Source organism: Borrelia coriaceae (genome assembly GCF_023035295.1).
Lineage (GTDB): Bacteria > Spirochaetota > Spirochaetia > Borreliales > Borreliaceae > Borrelia > Borrelia coriaceae.
Genome location: NZ_CP075076.1, coordinates 431,959 through 450,669 on the forward strand (window position 1 = coordinate 431,959; position 18,711 = coordinate 450,669).

The 18,711-nt window shown below is 32.3% G+C and carries 10 protein-coding genes, 2 tRNA genes and 3 rRNA genes; 5 read left to right on the forward strand and 10 right to left on the reverse strand.

The features are described from left to right. Positions 1–6: 6 nt before the first annotated feature. From bcCo53_RS02055 to bcCo53_RS02070, 4 genes are all read right to left on the reverse strand, one after another. Positions 7–4,443 (reverse strand): ATP-binding protein, encoded by a 4,437-nt coding sequence (locus bcCo53_RS02055; protein WP_025408056.1) that lies wholly within the window; start codon positions 4,441–4,443, stop codon positions 7–9. A 66-nt stretch (positions 4,444–4,509) separates the two neighbouring features. Then, positions 4,510–4,620, reverse strand: a 5S ribosomal RNA gene (gene rrf / locus bcCo53_RS02060). Between the two features lie 22 nt (positions 4,621–4,642). Next, positions 4,643–7,577, reverse strand: a 23S ribosomal RNA gene (locus tag bcCo53_RS02065). A 309-nt stretch (positions 7,578–7,886) separates the two neighbouring features. Continuing rightward, positions 7,887–8,726: a Cof-type HAD-IIB family hydrolase gene (locus bcCo53_RS02070; protein ID WP_025408057.1), complete on the reverse strand. Its 840-nt coding sequence runs from the start codon at positions 8,724–8,726 to the stop codon at positions 7,887–7,889. A gap of 131 nt (positions 8,727–8,857) precedes the next feature. Between bcCo53_RS02070 and hpt the strand changes: the two genes are divergently transcribed. Genes hpt through purB form a run of 3 tightly spaced genes read left to right on the forward strand, consistent with a single transcriptional unit; the run spans position 8,858 to position 12,054 of the window. Further along, entirely contained in the window at positions 8,858–9,382 is a 525-nt protein-coding gene (gene hpt / locus bcCo53_RS02075; RefSeq protein WP_028328340.1) for a hypoxanthine phosphoribosyltransferase, read from the forward strand. Between the two features lie 9 nt (positions 9,383–9,391). Beyond that, on the forward strand, positions 9,392–10,675 hold the full coding sequence (locus tag bcCo53_RS02080; RefSeq protein WP_028328339.1) for an adenylosuccinate synthase: 1,284 nt from the start codon (positions 9,392–9,394) through the stop codon (positions 10,673–10,675). Then, complete coding sequence (purB, locus tag bcCo53_RS02085; protein ID WP_025408058.1) at positions 10,660–12,054, forward strand: adenylosuccinate lyase; 1,395 nt, start codon at positions 10,660–10,662, stop codon at positions 12,052–12,054. Before bcCo53_RS02080 ends, purB begins: the two co-directional genes overlap by 16 nt. 7 nt (positions 12,055–12,061) lie before the next feature. Here the strand turns inward: purB and bcCo53_RS02090 are convergent, their stop codons facing one another. Further along, positions 12,062–12,613: a DNA-3-methyladenine glycosylase gene (locus tag bcCo53_RS02090; RefSeq protein WP_025408059.1), complete on the reverse strand. Its 552-nt coding sequence runs from the start codon at positions 12,611–12,613 to the stop codon at positions 12,062–12,064. Between the two features lie 167 nt (positions 12,614–12,780). On the opposite strand from bcCo53_RS02090, the gene bcCo53_RS02095 reads away from it, so the two are divergent. Beyond that, a tRNA-Ile gene (locus tag bcCo53_RS02095) sits at positions 12,781–12,854 on the forward strand. Positions 12,855–13,338: 484 nt separating this feature from the next. On the opposite strand, the gene bcCo53_RS02100 is transcribed toward bcCo53_RS02095, so the two are convergent. From bcCo53_RS02100 to rsmI, 4 genes are all read right to left on the reverse strand, one after another. Further along, positions 13,339–13,413 (reverse strand) — tRNA-Ala (locus bcCo53_RS02100). Positions 13,414–13,491: 78 nt separating this feature from the next. Further along, positions 13,492–15,028 (reverse strand): 16S ribosomal RNA (locus bcCo53_RS02105). Positions 15,029–15,209: 181 nt separating this feature from the next. Continuing rightward, positions 15,210–16,577, reverse strand: coding sequence for a DNA repair protein RadA (radA, locus tag bcCo53_RS02110; protein ID WP_028328338.1), 1,368 nt, complete (start codon positions 16,575–16,577; stop codon positions 15,210–15,212). 366 nt (positions 16,578–16,943) lie between these two features. Then, entirely contained in the window at positions 16,944–17,618 is a 675-nt protein-coding gene (gene rsmI, locus bcCo53_RS02115) for a 16S rRNA (cytidine(1402)-2'-O)-methyltransferase (RefSeq protein ID WP_025408060.1), read from the reverse strand. Positions 17,619–17,885: 267 nt separating this feature from the next. On the opposite strand from rsmI, the gene bcCo53_RS02120 reads away from it, so the two are divergent. Continuing rightward, on the forward strand, positions 17,886–18,206 hold the full coding sequence (locus tag bcCo53_RS02120) for a hypothetical protein (protein WP_025408061.1): 321 nt from the start codon (positions 17,886–17,888) through the stop codon (positions 18,204–18,206). Between the two features lie 9 nt (positions 18,207–18,215). On the opposite strand, the gene bcCo53_RS02125 is transcribed toward bcCo53_RS02120, so the two are convergent. Beyond that, complete coding sequence (locus tag bcCo53_RS02125) at positions 18,216–18,605, reverse strand: DUF1893 domain-containing protein (RefSeq protein ID WP_025408062.1); 390 nt, start codon at positions 18,603–18,605, stop codon at positions 18,216–18,218. Positions 18,606–18,711 lie beyond the last annotated feature (106 nt).

Below are 18,711 nucleotides of genomic sequence, written 5' to 3' on the forward strand. Positions count from 1 at the left end.
ATATTATTACCTAACATTCATCATACGTTTAACAATATTAACACTCTCCTCGAAATTATATACCCTTAAATATTTCTCAAGAGAATCAAATAATATAGCATTATTATCATCTAAACTATACCCTTTAATGACTTTAAGCACTTCCTTATATTTTTTTGGATTTCTATCCTCTATACCATTTAAAAGCTCTTTCAGAAGACCCAAAAATTCATCATTATTTTTAAATTCTAATTTTTTCTGATAGCCAGCCTCAACAACATCCAAGATCTGTTCCTTTATGTTCTTAATGAGTATAATCAAATCCTTACGTGCCTCAAAATATAAAATTTTTAATTCACGTATTGAACCTGTATTGCTCTCAATCTGTCTAAAATTTTTAAATAAATTACTACGCATATTACCAAGTGCTCCAGCAATTGAATGCGCCAATCTTTTTACTAATTCTAAATCATTCAAATTAAAAGCCTCATCCAAATTACGTATCAGCTCATTACTCATATCAACAAATCCTCTACACAAATCAACATACATATAATATGATATATTCAAATCTATTAAAGCATTATTAATATTTAAATTAGGCAAATCTGAAAACTTACTTAACTCCTTATCTTCCATAAGCTTATTATCTTCAATCTCAACATGCAAATATTTTTTTAATATATACCTAATTGAACTAATATGTATTGGTTTTGCAAGATAATCATTCATTCCATTTGCTAAACACCTATCTTTATATTCTTTTAATGCATGTGCGGTAACAGCTACTAAAACACATGGAGTTAAGTGATTCTGACTTTCAAACTTGCGTATTTCTTTAGACACTCTAAATCCGTCACAACTTGGCATTCTTATATCAATAAAAGCCATATCATATCTATTGGTTTTCAAAAACTCAATAGCCTTTATACCATCATCCACAATATCAATAGAACTTTCTCTAACACCTATAACAAGCAAAATATTTTTTAAAATTTTCTGATTAATTTCATTATCCTCAGCTATTAAGATGTTAAGATTATTTTTAAGCTTAAGAGTACTAGGTTCACTTATTATTGAAACATCTAAATTTGAACCGTTTCTAATCCAATCAGAATAAAAATCCCACCTTTTAAAAGGTTTTTGCATGTATTCATATTTAAAATCGACAAGCTCATCACTCTTTAAATAATAGAATACAAATACTATTCTTACATTAGCATTTAAACTTTCAACTCTAAAAGCAAACTTAAGACCTTCCTGTAAACTAAAATCGTCAACATTTATAAAAACAAAATCATAATAAGGATTCCTATAAAATGCCTTATAAGCATCTTCGTAGGAACAAAAATAATGTATATTATCCTTATAATCAAATATTTCAGTTATTTCCCTTAATACTTCAACAGTCTTTTTATTTAAAAATAAGCTCAAAATCTTTTTATCATTTACCAATTCCAATTTATTTAATTCTTGATCTTTAATCTTGTTACCTAAAACAAAAGGCAACATAAATGAAAAAGTTGTTCTCTTGCCTACTTCACTCTCAACTGTAATACCAGGCCCTCCCATTAAACTAACAAGCTTTCTAGATATTGCAAGGCCAAGACCAGTTCCCTCATACTTCTTTGACTCAGAATCATCTCCTTGTTTAAATAATTCAAATATTATAGGTATATCACTCTTTTTAATCCCTTTACCAGTATCAGTCACTTTAAACTCAATCGTAACTATTTTATTACTATCATTATCTTCTTTAATACATACCATTTCATAGTTTAACACTATGATTCCATCTGTAGTAAATTTAAAAGAATTTCCTATTAAATTAATAAGTATTCTCTTAAGTCTAGACCTATCACCTATTAAATAATTTTCTAAATCCGACTTTGAATAAAAAATTAAATCAAGATTTTGTTTCGCACTCTGAGACTGAAAACCTTTCAAAACACCTTCAATTTCACGCAGCAAATCTATTTCATTATTTTCAATATATACCTCATTCATATCTATTTTAGAGATATATAATATCTCATCAATCAAAGACAGTAATGAGACAGATGAATAATTGATCATTTGAACATACTCTTTTTGCACCCCTAAAAGATCAGTATTTTCCAAAAGCTCAGTAGCTGCTATTATGCCATTAATAGGAGTACGAATATCATGGCTCATACTTGCCAGAAAAACAGTTTTAGCAGCAATAGCATCTTCAATAACCTTTTTCTCACTGAGTGCAGAAGAATACATTTTTTTCCTAAATCCTATCTCCTTAAGCAAATTAAATAGGACAAATATAAAAATAGTAAAAACAAACACGCTAATGCTTAATACTGCTATGCCAGACTTTTTAATTCTTATATCTTTAAAACTTTCATGAACATTAAAAACCCAGTCATCAAAATACAAGTTATTATTAACTTTCTCACGAAATAAAGTCTTTTGTATAATTCTTCTTAGAATATAATCTTGGTTATGGACTGCAATATTTAAATCAAAGGTTAAATCCGGAGCAGTAAAAACTTTTTTAATATCCCTAATATTTAAGTCTTCAAAATTAATGGTAGCAGTATACTCATCACTAATAATTCCACTAACCTTACCCCTGTAAATAAGGTCCAAAGCTTCTTTAAAACTATCTACTTGGACAAGTTGCGCTCCTATTTGAGTATCTAATTTTTTTGTATATAAAAACTTAAGTACTGCAATGCGATCAGATGATTTAGAAGTAAATAGTCTGGGCTTATTTGAAAAAAGATATAATGGAATTCCTGAAACTGTTTTAATGTTAAAAACATAACCTGAATTTGAATCATCTAAATTAACAGATAATACATCTATTTTACCTAATTTAATTAATTCCCTAATATCTTTCTCATATACACTTACAACATTAAAATCTAAATTTGTTAATCTTTTTATCTTATTAATTAACCACTCATTTACCCCTTTATAACGACCAGAATCAGAATAATCAATAGGATACCAATCTTTAACAGCAAGATTTAGTCTTTTATTGCTTTCTAACCAAATTTTTTCCTCAATATTAAAGTTGCAGCTATTTACGTCACCATAAAAATTTTTATGATAATCTTCAATCTCATCTTGCTCAAGCCAATTTTTATCTATGTGTAACAAAGTATCAAACAAAATGTTTGTGGTTAAAGCATTAAGCATATATGCAAACAACTGCAATCTTTTACTATTAACAGCTAATACCAAAAATTTCCTTTTAGTTAAACTCATATCTTGGAATTTCAATATATTATTATATCCATACAAATTTACTAAATATCTTGTAGTGATCGAGTTCTCTACAAATCCATATGAATGCTTAACTATATCTGTAAAATTACTTACTATGTCTGTATTCTTATCTATTTGAATATTATTTAAATTGAAATCAATAATTTGTGAATTTATGATCTTATTGCTATTTTTAGCATTTGTAAAATATAAATTAAAATTAAGTGAGCATATTGGAGCAGTTGATTTATACTTTTTAGAAGTTAAAACATTCTCATCTTCAATAATTCCACCCCAAACAGACACATCCTTATCATCTATGCTTTTTTTAATGCTCTCCTTTGGAAATCCTATAAATTTAACTAAAAACCCATATTCTCTAGCAAGGCTATTCCATAAGTCAACTAAAATTCCTGAAAATTGACCATTAGAATTAATAAAACTCAAAGGGGGATAATCATCATATATGCCAACATCAAGTGTAAATAAAGATTTTAATTCTTTAAAAGAAGCATGCTCCCCTAAAGACAAAGACTGCATATAACTTAAAAGATCAACATCTAAAGCCCTTAATTGACTGACGGCATTTTTACTAATAGCAGTTCTTATACCAAAACTATAAAAATACTCAAAATCAAAAACTTTGATAAAAGATGACTCAAAAGAACTATGCCATATACGAGACAATGATTTATAACTCCCATATACCAAATCAACCTTATTATCTCTTAATGCCAAGAGTAATTTTTCGGTATCTGTAAAAAAGAAAACATTATCAATATGACCATGAAATTTTAAAATATCTTCATATATAGTATTCTTTACAACGCCTATGCGTAATTCATTTGAAAGAAATAAATTGAAAGGTTTATCTCCTGTTCTTGAATCATAAACCAATGCGGTTACACATTTGCCAATCTCATTCTTAAAATAAAGGTATTCATTTAAACTTGAACTATAAGTTAAGCCTAAATAAATCACATCATCTTCAATGCCATTTTTATCAAGATAATCAACAGTTTCGATACCAATGTCATAATCATGATCTTGTGCCCACTTATGGAGGAGATCAAAAATTATTCCAACTATCTTATTCTCTTGATTTTTATAATAAAGTGGATAATATTGATCGACAAGTTTAAATTTAAGAGTTTGTTTAGCGGGTAAACTGATATTAGAGAAAAAAAATACAAATAAAAAAATACTCAACCCGCGCATAATTCATACTATATGTTTCAAGATGCTTATAAATATTCAATGAATAACCAAAATGAAAATAAAAAACCCTGGCAATGACCTACTCTCCCGCGAACTCGCAGTACCATCAGCGAAAAAGAGCTTAACTTCTGTGTTCGGAATGATGACAGGTGTTTCCTCTTTTCTTGAATCACCAGGGTGTTTTAAGGAAGACAAAAATATGGTCAAAGATTCGGGTAATTAGTATTAGTCAGCTTAATACATTACTATACTTACACTTCTAACCTATCAACCTGGTATTCTTCCAGGACCCTAATAGGATATCTCATCTTGAGGAAGGCTTCCCACTTAGATGCTTTCAGCGGTTATCCCTTCCGAACGTAGCTACCCAGCACTTACCCTTGGCAGGATAACTGGCACACTAGAGGTTCGTCCATCTCGGTCCTCTCGTACTAGAGATAGCTCCTCTCAAATATCCAACGCTTGTGGCAGATAGGGACCAAACTGTCTCACGACGTTCTGAACCCAGCTCGCGTACCGCTTTAAATGGCGAACAGCCATACCCTTAGGACCTGCTCCAGCCCTAGGATGCGATGAGCCGACATCGAGGTGCCAAACCCTTCCGTCGATGTGAACTCTTGGGAAGGATAAGCCTGTTATCCCCGGAGTACCTTTTATTCGTTAAGTGACGGCGCTTCCACTCGCTACCGCCAGATCACTAAGACCTACTTTCGTATCTGCTCGACTTGTCAGTCTCACAGTTAAGCTACCTTATGCCTTTACACTTACAGAGTGATTTCCAACCACTCTAAGGTAACCTTTGCGCACCTCCGTTACTCTTTAGGAGGCGACCGCCCCAGTCAAACTACCCACCTGGCACTTTCCTCATATTAATATGAGTTAGAAACTTAATTAAACAAGGGTGGTATTTCAAGTGCGACTCCACTATCCCTAACGAGATAGCTTCAAAGTCTCCCACCTATCCTACACATATTTAACCAAATCTCAATACCAAGCTATAGTAAAGGTTCACGGGGTCTTTCCGTCTAACCACAAGTAATCGGCATCTTCACCGATACTTCAATTTCACCGAGCTCCACGTTGAGACAGCGTCCAAATCGTTACACCATTCGTGCGGGTCGGAACTTACCCGACAAGGAATTTCGCTACCTTAGGACCGTTATAGTTACGGCCGCCGTTTACTGGGGCTTAAATTCAATGCTTCGTTTTGACACTAACATCTCCTCTTAACCTTCCAGCACCGGGCAGGTGTCAGTCCCTATACCTCTCTTTACAGATTTGCAGAGACCTGTGTTTTTGGTAAACAGTCGTTTGGACCATTTTTATGCTACCTAATCGCTTAGGTCATACTTATCCCGAAGTTACGTATGTATTTTGCAGAGTTCCTTAACGTGGATTCTCTCGCGCGCCTTAGAATTTTCATCCCACCTACCTGTGTCGGTTTGCGGTACGGTCTCTTATAGCCTAACCTTAGAAGTTATTTCTTGGCACCTTGACTACCTACATTTCATGTTGCCGAGACAACACTCATCATCACATCTCAGCTCTCTTAGCGGATTTTCCTACTAAGATCAACACCTTAATGCTTAAACTAGGACTACCATCGCCTAGCAGTAGTTAACCTCATGCGTCACTCCAATCGAAACTATAAGAGGTACGGGAATATTAACCCGTTTCCCATCGACTTCACTTTTCAGTTTTGCCTTAGGGGCCGACTAACCCTGGGAAGACGACCTTCACCCAGGAAACCTTAGGTTTTCGGCGAATGGGGATCTCACCCATTTTTTCGTTACTCATACCTGCATTCTCACTTCTGATACCTCCATCAAACTTTCCAGTTTGACTTCTCAGGCTTACAGAACGCTCCTCTACCATTCTAACCTAAATTAGAATCCAAAGCTTCGGTAATGTATTTAGCCCCGTTACATTGTCGGCGCTTAAGTACTCGACCAGTGAGCTATTACGCACTCTTTAAAGGTATGGCTGCTTCTAAGCCAACCTCCTGGCTGTTTACGTACCTAAACTTCCTTTTCCACTTAATACATTTTGGAGACCTTAGCTGTTGGTCTGGGTTGTTTCCCTCTCGACCATGGACCTTAGCGCCCATAGTCTCACTCCTATTCATCATGCAATAGCATTCGGAGTTTAGCTGAGTTTGGTACCCTTTGACAGGCCCTAGCTCAATTAGTGCTCTACCTCTATTGCACTAAAATAAGGCTGAACTTAAATCCATTTCGAGGAGAACCAGCTATATCCGAGTTTGTTTAGCCTTTCACTCCTATTCACAGCTCATCCCTGCCTTTTTAAACAGACTAGAGTTCGGCCCTCCACTTGGTCTTACCCAAGCTTCAGCCTGGCCATAAATAGATCACTCGGCTTCGGGTCTACCACATCTAACTAAATCGCCCGTTTAAGACTCGCTTTCGCTAGGGCTCCAGCACTACTATGCCTTAACCTTGCTAGACATGATAACTCGCAGGTTCATTATGCAAAAGGCACGCCATCACCATGAATAATCATGGCTTTGACTGCTTGTAAGTCTACGGTTTCAGTTCTATTTCACTCCCCTCCCGGGGTTCTTTTCACCTTTCCCTCACGGTACTCTTCACTATCGGTAGCTTTATAGTATTTAGCCTTGGAGAGTGGTCTCCCCAGATTCAGACAAGGTTTCTCGTGTCCCGTCCTACTTAGGAACATCTTTAAGAAGATATTTACATTTAAATTACAGGGCTATCACCTTCTTTGGCTAACCTTTCCAAGTTATTCTTCTATATAAATATTTTGTAACTTCTCAGCTTATTGCAGACTAAGCTTCAAGCGTCCTACAACCCTCTAAATGCAACGCTCTGCAGCTTGACACATTTAAAGTTTAGGCTAATCCCTTTTCGTTCGCCACTACTTAGGGAATCTCTTCGATTTCTTTTCCTCAGGGTACTTAGATGGTTCACTTCCCCTGGTATAGCCTCTACTACATACATAGCAGATAATTAGCATCTAGCTAATTGGATTACTCCATTCGGTGACCTTGGGATCATAAAATGTTTGCTTCTCCCCCAAGATTTTCGCAGCTTACCACGACCTTCTTCGCCTTAAAGCTCCTAGGCATCCACCATAGACTCTTTATTACTTTGACCATATTTTTATCTTCCATCTCTATTTTGCCAATCGTTTATACAACATAAAATAATATATACTTTTCACTTTACTATGTCAATACCATTATCATACTTTTTATTAAATAATTTCTTTAATAATTCAAAAATACAGTATCGTAACTATTGCTATAAAAATATTTCTACAAAATTAAAAACAAAATAATTTATGAAAAACAAACACATAATGCATAAAATACATAGAATAATAAATAAAATATTTACCTTAAATACAATCAAGTAAGTATTTACAATCCAAATGGTTCAAATAAAATGTAAAGAAAAGATTGATTAAAATTGAATATCAAGATCAAAAAATTCAATCAAAAATTTTGCAACTCCATCTTCCTCATTACTGAATTTTGTAAACTCGTTGTTTGGTAAATTATTCTTAACACACTCATTTGCATTTTTCATGAGAATGCCCTTTCCAACATTTTTCAACATTTCATAATCATTTCCATTATCTCCAAAGGCTAAAACATCATCAATAGAAATACACTCAAATAAAGCAATGCTTTTAATAGCATTATACTTACTAGCATCAATACTTGTAATTTCTAAAAGATCATTGGCAGAATAAAACACACTTATATCTTTAAAATTTTTCTCTCTAATTTCATTTGCAAACTCTGCAAGCTTAGAACAATCGTTAGAATAATAAACTATCTTAGAACAAGAATCTATCTCAAGCTCAGATAAATCAGTAATAATGGGTTTTACTCCTAAATTTGCAACAAAATAATTCATAATTGGACTTCTAATCTCTCTATCAGAATACCAATCATTAAGTATATAAAGATTAATATCAATATCCCCTCTCTTTAATTTAAGAATCTCTCTTACTACATCATAATTAATCTTATATCTCAGAATAAGATTATTTTTAAAAAACACCTCAGCCCCATTGGCAGTCACAACATAACCCTCATCAAGTTGTAACTCTTTAAGTTGCACTAAAACATCCTTAATCTCATATAACCTTCTACCAGTAGCAATAATCATATGAAAATCTTCTTTTAATCTTAAAAGAACTTTAAGAGTCAATGATGAAATTTCATGATTGTTATTAAGCAAGGTTCCATCAAGATCAAACACTAACATCTTATATTTTTTATAATTGGCATTCATTATAATACCCTCTTTTAAATAAATGATATCATATTGGATTTATGAGTCCTAATTCTGACTTGAATTAAATCCATAAAAAAAATATAATATTGATAAAGGATAAAGAGAGAAAGAGTTAAATGTAAAGCTGAATGAATGATAAAATTTCAACTTTATTCACAGAAAAAAAAATAAAAAGCAAAATTAAAGAATTAGCACAAAAAATTAGAAACTATTATAAAGATAAAAATAATGTGGTTTTCATATCACTTCTTAAAGGCTCTTTTATGTTTTTTGCAGATATTACAAGAGAAATTGGATTAAACGTAAAAATAGATTTTTTGCAAGCTTCAAGTTATGGAGATAAAACTCATTCTTCATTAAATGTGCTAATCAAAAAAGATATTGATATTAATATACAAAATAGTTACGTAATAATCTTTGATGACATCATAGATACTGGATTGACATACAAAAAAATCATTTCACATTTAAAAACAAAGAATCCTAAAGAAATTAAAATTTGTACTCTTTTTAACAAACCATCTAGAAGATTAACAGAATTAAAGATAGACTATAAGGGATTTGACATTGAAAATGATTTCATAGTTGGATACGGCATTGATTTTAATGAAAACCACAGAACTTTAAAAGATGTAGCAAAAATAAATAAATAGGAGAGATGAATGTCAATTTATGCTGTTATTGGAACTCAATGGGGTGATGAGGGTAAGGGAAAAATTATAGATTTTATCTCATCAAAGGTAGATTATGTTGTAAGGTTCAATGGAGGCAATAACGCCGGACATACAATAGTTGCCAATAATAAAAAATTCATTTTTAATTTACTTCCATCAGGTGTTTTGCAGGGGGCAAAATGTATACTTGGACCTGGTGTAGTAATTGATCCCTCAATTTTAATTAAAGAAATTGAAACGCTTAACCACAATAATATAAAAGCAGAAATATTCATAAGTGATAAAGCACACATAATAATGCCTTATCATATTAAAATTGATGAACTTAGCGAACAAAAAAAACAAAATTATAAAATCGGAACTACAAAAAGAGGAATTGGACCCTGTTATGCTGATAAAATTAACAGAATGGGCATAAGAGCTACTGACTTACTTGACATAAAAACTTTTGAAAAAAAACTAAAAATAAATTTAGATGAAAAAAATGAAATTATAGAAAAGATATACAATGATAAACCTTTCAATTACGATGATATTTTAAGTAAATACAAAAAATATATATCAACACTGCAATCTACAATCACAAATACAGAAGAAATATTAAATCATGCCATAAATGCAGGACAAACTATCTTAATAGAAGGGGCCCAAGGCACAATGCTTGATATCGAACATGGAACATTTCCATTCGTAACATCAAGCAATACATTAATTACAGCTGCAACGGGATGTGGTATTCCCATTTCAAAAATCACGCAAAAAATTGGTATAGTAAAAGCATTCTCATCAAGAGTTGGTTCAGGACCTTTTGTAACTGAAATTTTAAATCCTATCGGAGATAAGATTAGGGAAAAAGGACAAGAATATGGATCAACAACAAAAAGACCTAGGAGAATTGGTTGGCTTGATCTCTTAACAATAAAAAAATCAATAAAGCTTAACGAATTAAACCATTTAGCCTTGACCAAATTAGACATACTAAATGACATTGAAGAGCTTAAAATTTGTACAGCTTATGAATTTCAAGGTAAAATATATGACTATATCCCCACGTCTTGTGAAATACTTGAAAAAGCCAAACCTGTATACAAAGTCTTTAAAGGCTTTAAACAAAATATTCAAAATATTAGCAATTACGATGATTTGCCGGTTGAGGCTAAAGAATATATTGAATTTATAGAAAGAGAAATAGGAATTCAAATTTCAATTTTATCTCTTGGAGCAGAAAGAGAAAAAACCATTTTTAGGAATCAAAAATGGATAAATATGTAAACCCATTAAAATCAAGATACGCAAGCAAAGAAATGCTCTACATTTTTTCACCAAAATTTAAATACACCACATGGAGAAAGTTGTGGTACAACTTAGCCTTAATGCAAAAAGAATTAGGAATAGATATTAGCAATAAACAACTAAATAAACTATCCAAATATATTGAAGACATTGATTTCAAAGTTGTAGAAAAATATGAATCTAAATTCCAACACGAAGTCATGGCACATCTTTATGCATATGCCGACTTAGCTGGTAATAATGCTAAAAAAATTTTACACATGGGCGCTACAAGTGCATATTTAATGGATAATACAGACTTAATCCAAATCAAAGAAGCTCTATTGCTAATTGAAAATAAAATGATAAAACTTATTAAAACATTAAAAAAATTCTCAATCACATATAAAGAACTGGCAATACTTGCATATACACACTTACAAGAAGCACAATTAACGACTCTTGGAAAACGAAGTAGCTTATGGCTTCAAAGTCTAGTTTTTGATTTTAAAGAACTTAAGTTCATTACGTCTAATATGTGCTTTAGAGGAGTCAAGGGAACTGTTGGCAATCAAAGTAGCTTTAAAGAATTGTTTTCATCTAACTTTGAAAAAGTAAAAAATCTAGACAGCAATCTAGCAAAAAAAATGGGATTTGACAAGGTTTATAAAATCACTAGCCAAACTTACGATCGCAAATTCGATTCATCAATACTAAATTTTTTAAGTAATTTAGCTCAAAGTGCACATAAAATTACTAATGACATCAGATTCATGCAACACCTTAAAGAAATTGAAGAAAATTTTGAAAAACACCAAATAGGTTCATCGGCAATGCCTTATAAAAGAAACCCTATTTATAGTGAACGAATAGCTTCACTTGCTAAGTTTACAATGAGCTTACAATCAAGTAGTGGATTTATAGCAGCAACTCAATGGCTTGAGAGAACACTAGATGATTCAGCTTGCAAAAGGTTAAATATTCCCCAAGCATTTTTGGCTACTGATGCTATTTTGATACTACTAAATAAACTATTTGATAATATCAGAGTGAATAAAAAAATAATTGAAAAACATGTTAAAACAGAAATGCCATTTATCTTAACAGAAGATATATTGATGAAAGCAACAAAAAATGGCGGAGATAGACAAATATTACATGAAAAAATAAGAGTTTATTCAATGCAAGTAAAGGAAAACCTTTATTCAGGAACAACTGAAAATGACTTAATTAAACTCATCCTTAATGATGCAAGTTTCAAATTAACATCCAAAGACATAGATGAAATCCTAAATCCAAATGAAAACATAGGTTTTGCATCATGCCAAGTTGAAGATTTTATTAAAGCAATAGTCGACCCTATGCTTGAAAATAAATAAGGAATATTTAACATTTAGAAACAAATTTATTACCCCTTATGTAGAACCTCCAAAGTTTATTTGCATACTCTGCTGCATAATCAACGTTTATTCTCTTTGAACATGACACTTCAAAGTCAAAAGATAGACCTCTTCTCAAAAAAAGTTTACAATTATTAATAAGATCTACTTTGTTAAACCTTAAATCTATATTTAAAAACTTAGTAAGTTTTCCAGGTCCATTAGTCAATATTCCGTCAACTTTTGGATAAATAGGCTCAACGCCTCTTATTAAAACAGCATGGGGATTATTTTTATCAGATGCAACAACATTTAACATATAATACATACCATAAATCATATAAACATAGGCATATCCCCCGATATTATACATTGCAATTGTACGATTTGTTTTCCTCCCTCCATAAGCATGACAAGCTTTGTCCATTACACCCATATAAGCTTCGGTTTCAACAATTTTTGCAATAATCTCTTTACCATCTATTTTTCTAACAAGTAGGTGTCCAAGCAAAGATTTAGCTACAATAACAGCATCTTGCATAAAAAATTCTCTATCCATCAATATAATTTTAAACTAAAATAAAAACCAAATTCAAAATTTATTATAACTAAAAGAGGCCCTTAAATAACAACTGAAAATAACAAACAACTATCTATATAAAAACAAATTGTATATTGACAAATATAATAAAGTTAAATAGAATCTTAAAGGGTAAGAATATTTTAGGGATCATAGCTCAGGTGGTTAGAGCGCAGGTCTGATAAACCTGAGGTCGGAGGTTCAACTCCTCCTGGTCCCAATTGATAAAACTTAATACTCTTAAGTATCTAATAATCTTAATCAAAAAAATAAAAATCAAGTCTTCTATAATGAGTCAAACTCACGTATACAATATAAGATTTATTTAAATTGATGATAAATACTACTCAGGCCATTAAAAAATAAATAATATAAAACTATAGCCTGAAATATTAAACTATAAATTATATTCAGTCAGTCAAAACAGATAAGAATATCAAACATCTTAAATTTATATGAAGTAAAAATTATCTTTTATAAAGTAACGAGAACTTAAAATAATTCAAAAATAAATCAGTTAAAATGAATAACACCTTTACTTGATATACTAGCTAACTCATAAATAAGATATTCATGACTAAAAAATTATCTTATCTAGGAACCTAAATTTTGGACTTTTCTAAATTAAAACATTAAATTTCAATTGATAGGACATAAACTAATTTTAAAAATTATAACCTCCATTCATTTTTACAATAAACAAATGGAGGTTAAGGGACTCGAACCCTTGACCCCCGGCTTGCAAAGCCGATGCTCTAAACCAACTGAGCTAAACCCCCAAAAAAAGTCTCTAAATCTTTGAAAAGACAAAGGAAGAGTTAAAATAACATTTTACCTTAAATAATTCTTTCTCTTAGAAAGGAGGTGATCCAGCCACACTTTCCAGTACGGCTACCTTGTTACGACTTCACCCCCCTCACTAAACATACCTTAGGTACCTTCCTCCCTTGCGGGTTAGAATAATAACTTCGGGTATCCTCAACTCGGGTGGTGTGACGGGCGGTGTGTACAAGGCCCGAGAACGTATTCACCGTATCATTCTGATATACGATTACTAGCGATTCCAACTTCATGAAGTCGAGTTTCAGACTTCAATCTGGACTGAGACCTGCTTTATGCGTTTTGCTTCACATCACTGTTTCGCGTCGCTTTGTACAGGCCATTGTAGCACGTGTGTAGCCCAGGACATAAGGGCCATGATGATTTGACGTCATCCTCACCTTCCTCCGGCTTATCACCGGCAGTCTCATCTGAGTCCCCATCTTTACATGCTGGTAACAGACAATAAGGGTTGCGCTCGTTGCGGGACTTAACCCAACACCTCACAGCACGAGCTGACGACAACCATGCAGCACCTGTATACAGACCCCAAACGGGGAATAGTTATCTCTAACTACATCCTGTATATGTCAAGCCCTGGTAAGGTTTCTCGCGTATCATCGAATTAAACCACATGCTCCACCGCTTGTGCGGGCCCCCGTCAATTCCTTTGAGTTTCACTCTTGCGAGCATACTCCCCAGGCGGCACACTTAACACGTTAGCTTCGGTACTAACCTTTCGATTAACACCAAGTGTGCATCGTTTACAGCGTAGACTACCAGGGTATCTAATCCTGTTTGCTCCCTACGCTTTCGTGACTCAGCGTCAGTCTTGACCTAGAAGTTCGCTTTCGCCTCTGGTATTCTTCCTGATATCAACAGATTCCACCCTTACACCAGGAATTCTAACTTCCCCCATCAGACTCTAGTCATGCAGTTTCCAGCATAGTTCCACAGTTGAGCTGTGGTATTTTACGCATAGACTTGCATATCCGCCTACTCACCCTTTACGCCCAATAATCCCGAACAACGCTCGCCCCTTACGTATTACCGCGGCTGCTGGCACGTAATTAGCCGGGGCTTATTCATAAACTAACGTCATCACCTTGTCATTTCCTACAAAGCTTATTCCTCATTTATAAAAGAACTTTACAATCTTTCGACCTTCTTCGTTCACGCAGTGTCGCTCCGTCAGGCTTTCGCCCATTGCGGAAGATTCTTAGCTGCTGCCTCCCGTAGGAGTCTGGACCGTATCTCAGTTCCAGTGTGACCGATCACCCTCTCAGGCCGGTTACTTATCATAGCCTTGGTAGGCTCTTACCCTACCAACTAGCTAATAAGACGCAGACTCATCTACAAGCGAAGCTTTAAAGGCTTCCTTTCATCAATTGACATCTCAATTGACTTTATTCGGTATTAGCTACTATTTCTAATAGTTATCCCCATCTCGTAGGTAGATTATCCACGCGTTACTCACCCGTTCGCCACTGAATGTATTGCTACATCCCGTCTGACTTGCATGCTTAAGACGCACTGCCAGCGTTAGTTCTAAGCCAGGATCAAACTCTTCGTTATTTTTATTTTCTCAATTTTAAAATTAACAGGTTATTTATTTTATTTGGCTTATTAAACCTTACTTAACTCTTCCCTTCTCTTTTCTTCCAATTATTAATATCAACTCTTATTACTTTATAACATACACTACGCTTTGTCAATAGTTAAGATGCATTTTTTTATAGTATCCATTTTTTAAAATCTATGCATGCTCTCTTATTTTTTTATCTTTAACCAATCGCCTAACAACACCCAAAACATTATCTATGCCTTCATATCCCTTATAATGATTACCCCTTAGCTTAGCACCCAAGACGCTTTGAAATCCAGATTTTCTAGCTGCAATAACTTTACCCTCAATATTAGAGGATGATTTAATTTTCCCCGAAAGAGAAATTTCACCTGTAAAGATCAATTCTTGATCCACAACGACATTAGTTTTGGCAGAAAATAATGCAACCAAAATAGCAAGCTCAATTTCTATATCATCAATTCTAAGTCCCCCAGCAACATTAACATACACATCATCATTATTAAAATTAAGATTCAAATACTTACTAATAACGGCTAAGATTCTTGATATTTTCTTAGAATCTATTTTTTCAGAGAAAATTCTAGGAATATTCATACCAGTCCTTGTAATTAAAGCTTGTATTTCAATAAATAAAACTCTACTGCCTTCATTAATAATTCCAATAGCAATTCCTGAGGATACTTCCTCCTTTTTCTCTAAAAAAATAGAAGAGGGATCTTTAACATCAATAAGCCCCAAACTTGTCATTTCAAAAATACCTACTTCATTAATAGAGCCAAACCTATTTTTAGTAGCTCTAAGCATACGCAAAGATTTTTCTGCCTCCTCAAAATAAAAAACAGCATCTACCATATGCTCTATTATCTTTGGACCTGCTAAAATACCATCTTTTGTAATATGCCCCACTAAACATAAAGTTATATTCTTCCCCCTTGCCCATTCCACAAGCTTGTAAACACAATGCTTTAATTGGGCAACTCCTCCAAGACTGCCTTGAACCTCGTTTGAATGCAAAGTCTGAATAGAATCAACAACAATAAAGTCAGGTTCAATATTTGCAAGCATTTTGATTAAAGACTCAATATCTATCTCATTAGTTATCAATATATCCGAAAAAATCTTAAGTCTATTTGCCCTCAATTTAATTTGTGGAATTGATTCTTCACCTGCAAGATAAAGCACATTCTTGCCAGCAAGTGAAAGAATACTGGAAATTTGAAGTAAAAAAGTCGATTTCCCAATACCAGGCTCTCCTGATATCACAATTGCACTACCAACTACAATACCAGCACCAAGAACTCTATCAAACTCTTCAATACCTGTTAAATATCTAATATTATCAACTTGCTTAAAATCGTTTAAAGAAAAAATCTCATTTTTTAACTTGCTTAAATCTTCCGCATAACCGGATTCAATTTCGGAAAAATGTTCTAAACTTTCCCAACTAAAACATTCAGGACATTTTCCTAACCACTTTAAAGTTTTATATCCACAATTTAAACATTTATAAATTTCTTTATCTTTATTTTTTTTCATAAAACATTAATAGGTAGACTTCTCTTAACTTGGACAAGCAATAATTTTTCTTTAAAACTTATTTATCAACTTGAACCTTCAGCATTCAAAATCTTTAAAACCTTTCATTATGCTCCTTAAATTCAATATAAAATCCTAAACCTAAATTCTTTAAAAGTTAAAATATTTTCTCTAAATTCATCATAATTTGCAAATACATAAAATCAAAAATTATACAAGTCAAAATTTTGTTTGTCTTTAAAATCGATTCTTGAAATGTTTTTCTCTTTTCACAACCATAATCTAGATTATAAATTACTCAAAGGACATTCAATTTACAAACAATCAATAATATATAAATAATTTTCCAATAACATTTTAAAAATTTTAATTTTTAGACTTTCTGCTAACCAAAATTGTAAATTCTCCTTTATCTTTGTTATTTTCTTCAAAATATTTTTTCAGTTCTAAAGGCTTACCAATTTTATATTCCTCATATAATTTTGTCATCTCACGCCCAACAAGAACATTAGCATTCAAATTTACTAAAGAAATTTCTAATAATAATTTCAAAATCCTGTGACTGGATTCAAGAAGAATAAATGCATCGCCTCTATTATACAGTTCTTCAATCCTTTTGACCCTTTTAACTCCTTTATTTGGCAAAAATCCTTCAAAAACTACAACTTTATCCCTAAAAGGATTTACACTGATAACTGAATTAAAAGAACTAACACCTGGAATAGGAGAAACTTCATACCCATGTTTAAATGCCGCATCAACAAGTAAAGCACCAGGATCACTAAGACAAGGAGTGCCTGCATCACTAACAAAAGCTACGTTTTTTCCACTAGATAAGTATTCTAATAACAAATCAATTCTTTTATGCTCTATTACTGCATTACAAGAAATTAATTTTTTAACAATACCATAATGAGATAAAAGCCCCTTGGCAACTCTTGTATCTTCTGCAAATACAACATCAACAAATCTCAAAGTATCAATTGCGCGATATGTAATATCACCTAAATTACCTATGGGTGTTCCTACAATGTATAACACATAATCTCCTTAAATTTAAGATACAGCCTATTGGAACTGCATTAACTTACTACTGCATAAAAATAATAAATAATATTTAATAATCTAATTTACGTGAATTCAATTAAAAAAAATTCACATAAATTAATTAGCCTCAAAATATCTTATACCTTAATAAAAGTAATGAGTTTTTATATATCCATATAAAAAATATTTATTTTTATGATATATTTATATTGTTATTTAATTTTAGCTTTAGCAACTGCAAATTAAAAGGCGGTAAATTTTATGTTTAAACTTATTAAAAAAATATTTACAATTTATTTTCTATGCATCACACTTACTGGATTTGCTATGGTTTTCATTAACAGTAAATTTTCAGAAAAACAAACCACCCAAAACGGTCAAAGTCAAATCATAAAACATACAATTGATCCAAATTTAATTATGTTTACCTCTGCAATTGGAGGATTTTTAGGAACTTATTCAGGAATATGGCTTTTTGATTATGGAAAAGACAATTTCTACTTAACCTGGGGCAGTCTAATAATATTAGTGTATAACATAGGACTAATCCTTTCTATATATTCCAAAGCAAAAAACAAATAAATTTAAATCCTAGAAATTACTTACAATAATTCCTCTTTTAATCATATATTTATAAACTTCCTCTGGATTTTCTAAACTTTCAATCAAGTTTTCAGTCTTATCATTTATCTTTTCTACTAGCTTTCTAAAACTAACCCTTATTCCTCTACTTTCCAAGAAGTCCTTTGCGGGCTGAGAAATAACACCTGCCTGGACATTTTGAAGCCCAATATTATAAATGATAATAGCAGAAGCTTTGCCTACAACCTTATCATAAATTTCTAAACCTTCTTTATTTTGAATGTATTTATTAATAAAATTATCAACTTCTAAGAGGGGTTTTAAACCTCTTTCCATATTGGAGTAAAGTATCCTATGCTCCTTAAACAATTTTAATGTAGGATTTAATCCTGATATCATTTCTAACCCCTCTTAAACACTTGCACTCATAATTTATAAAAAAATAATTATTATTAATAATATACATAAATTAAAAATACTTCAACACAAAAAAGATGATATATTA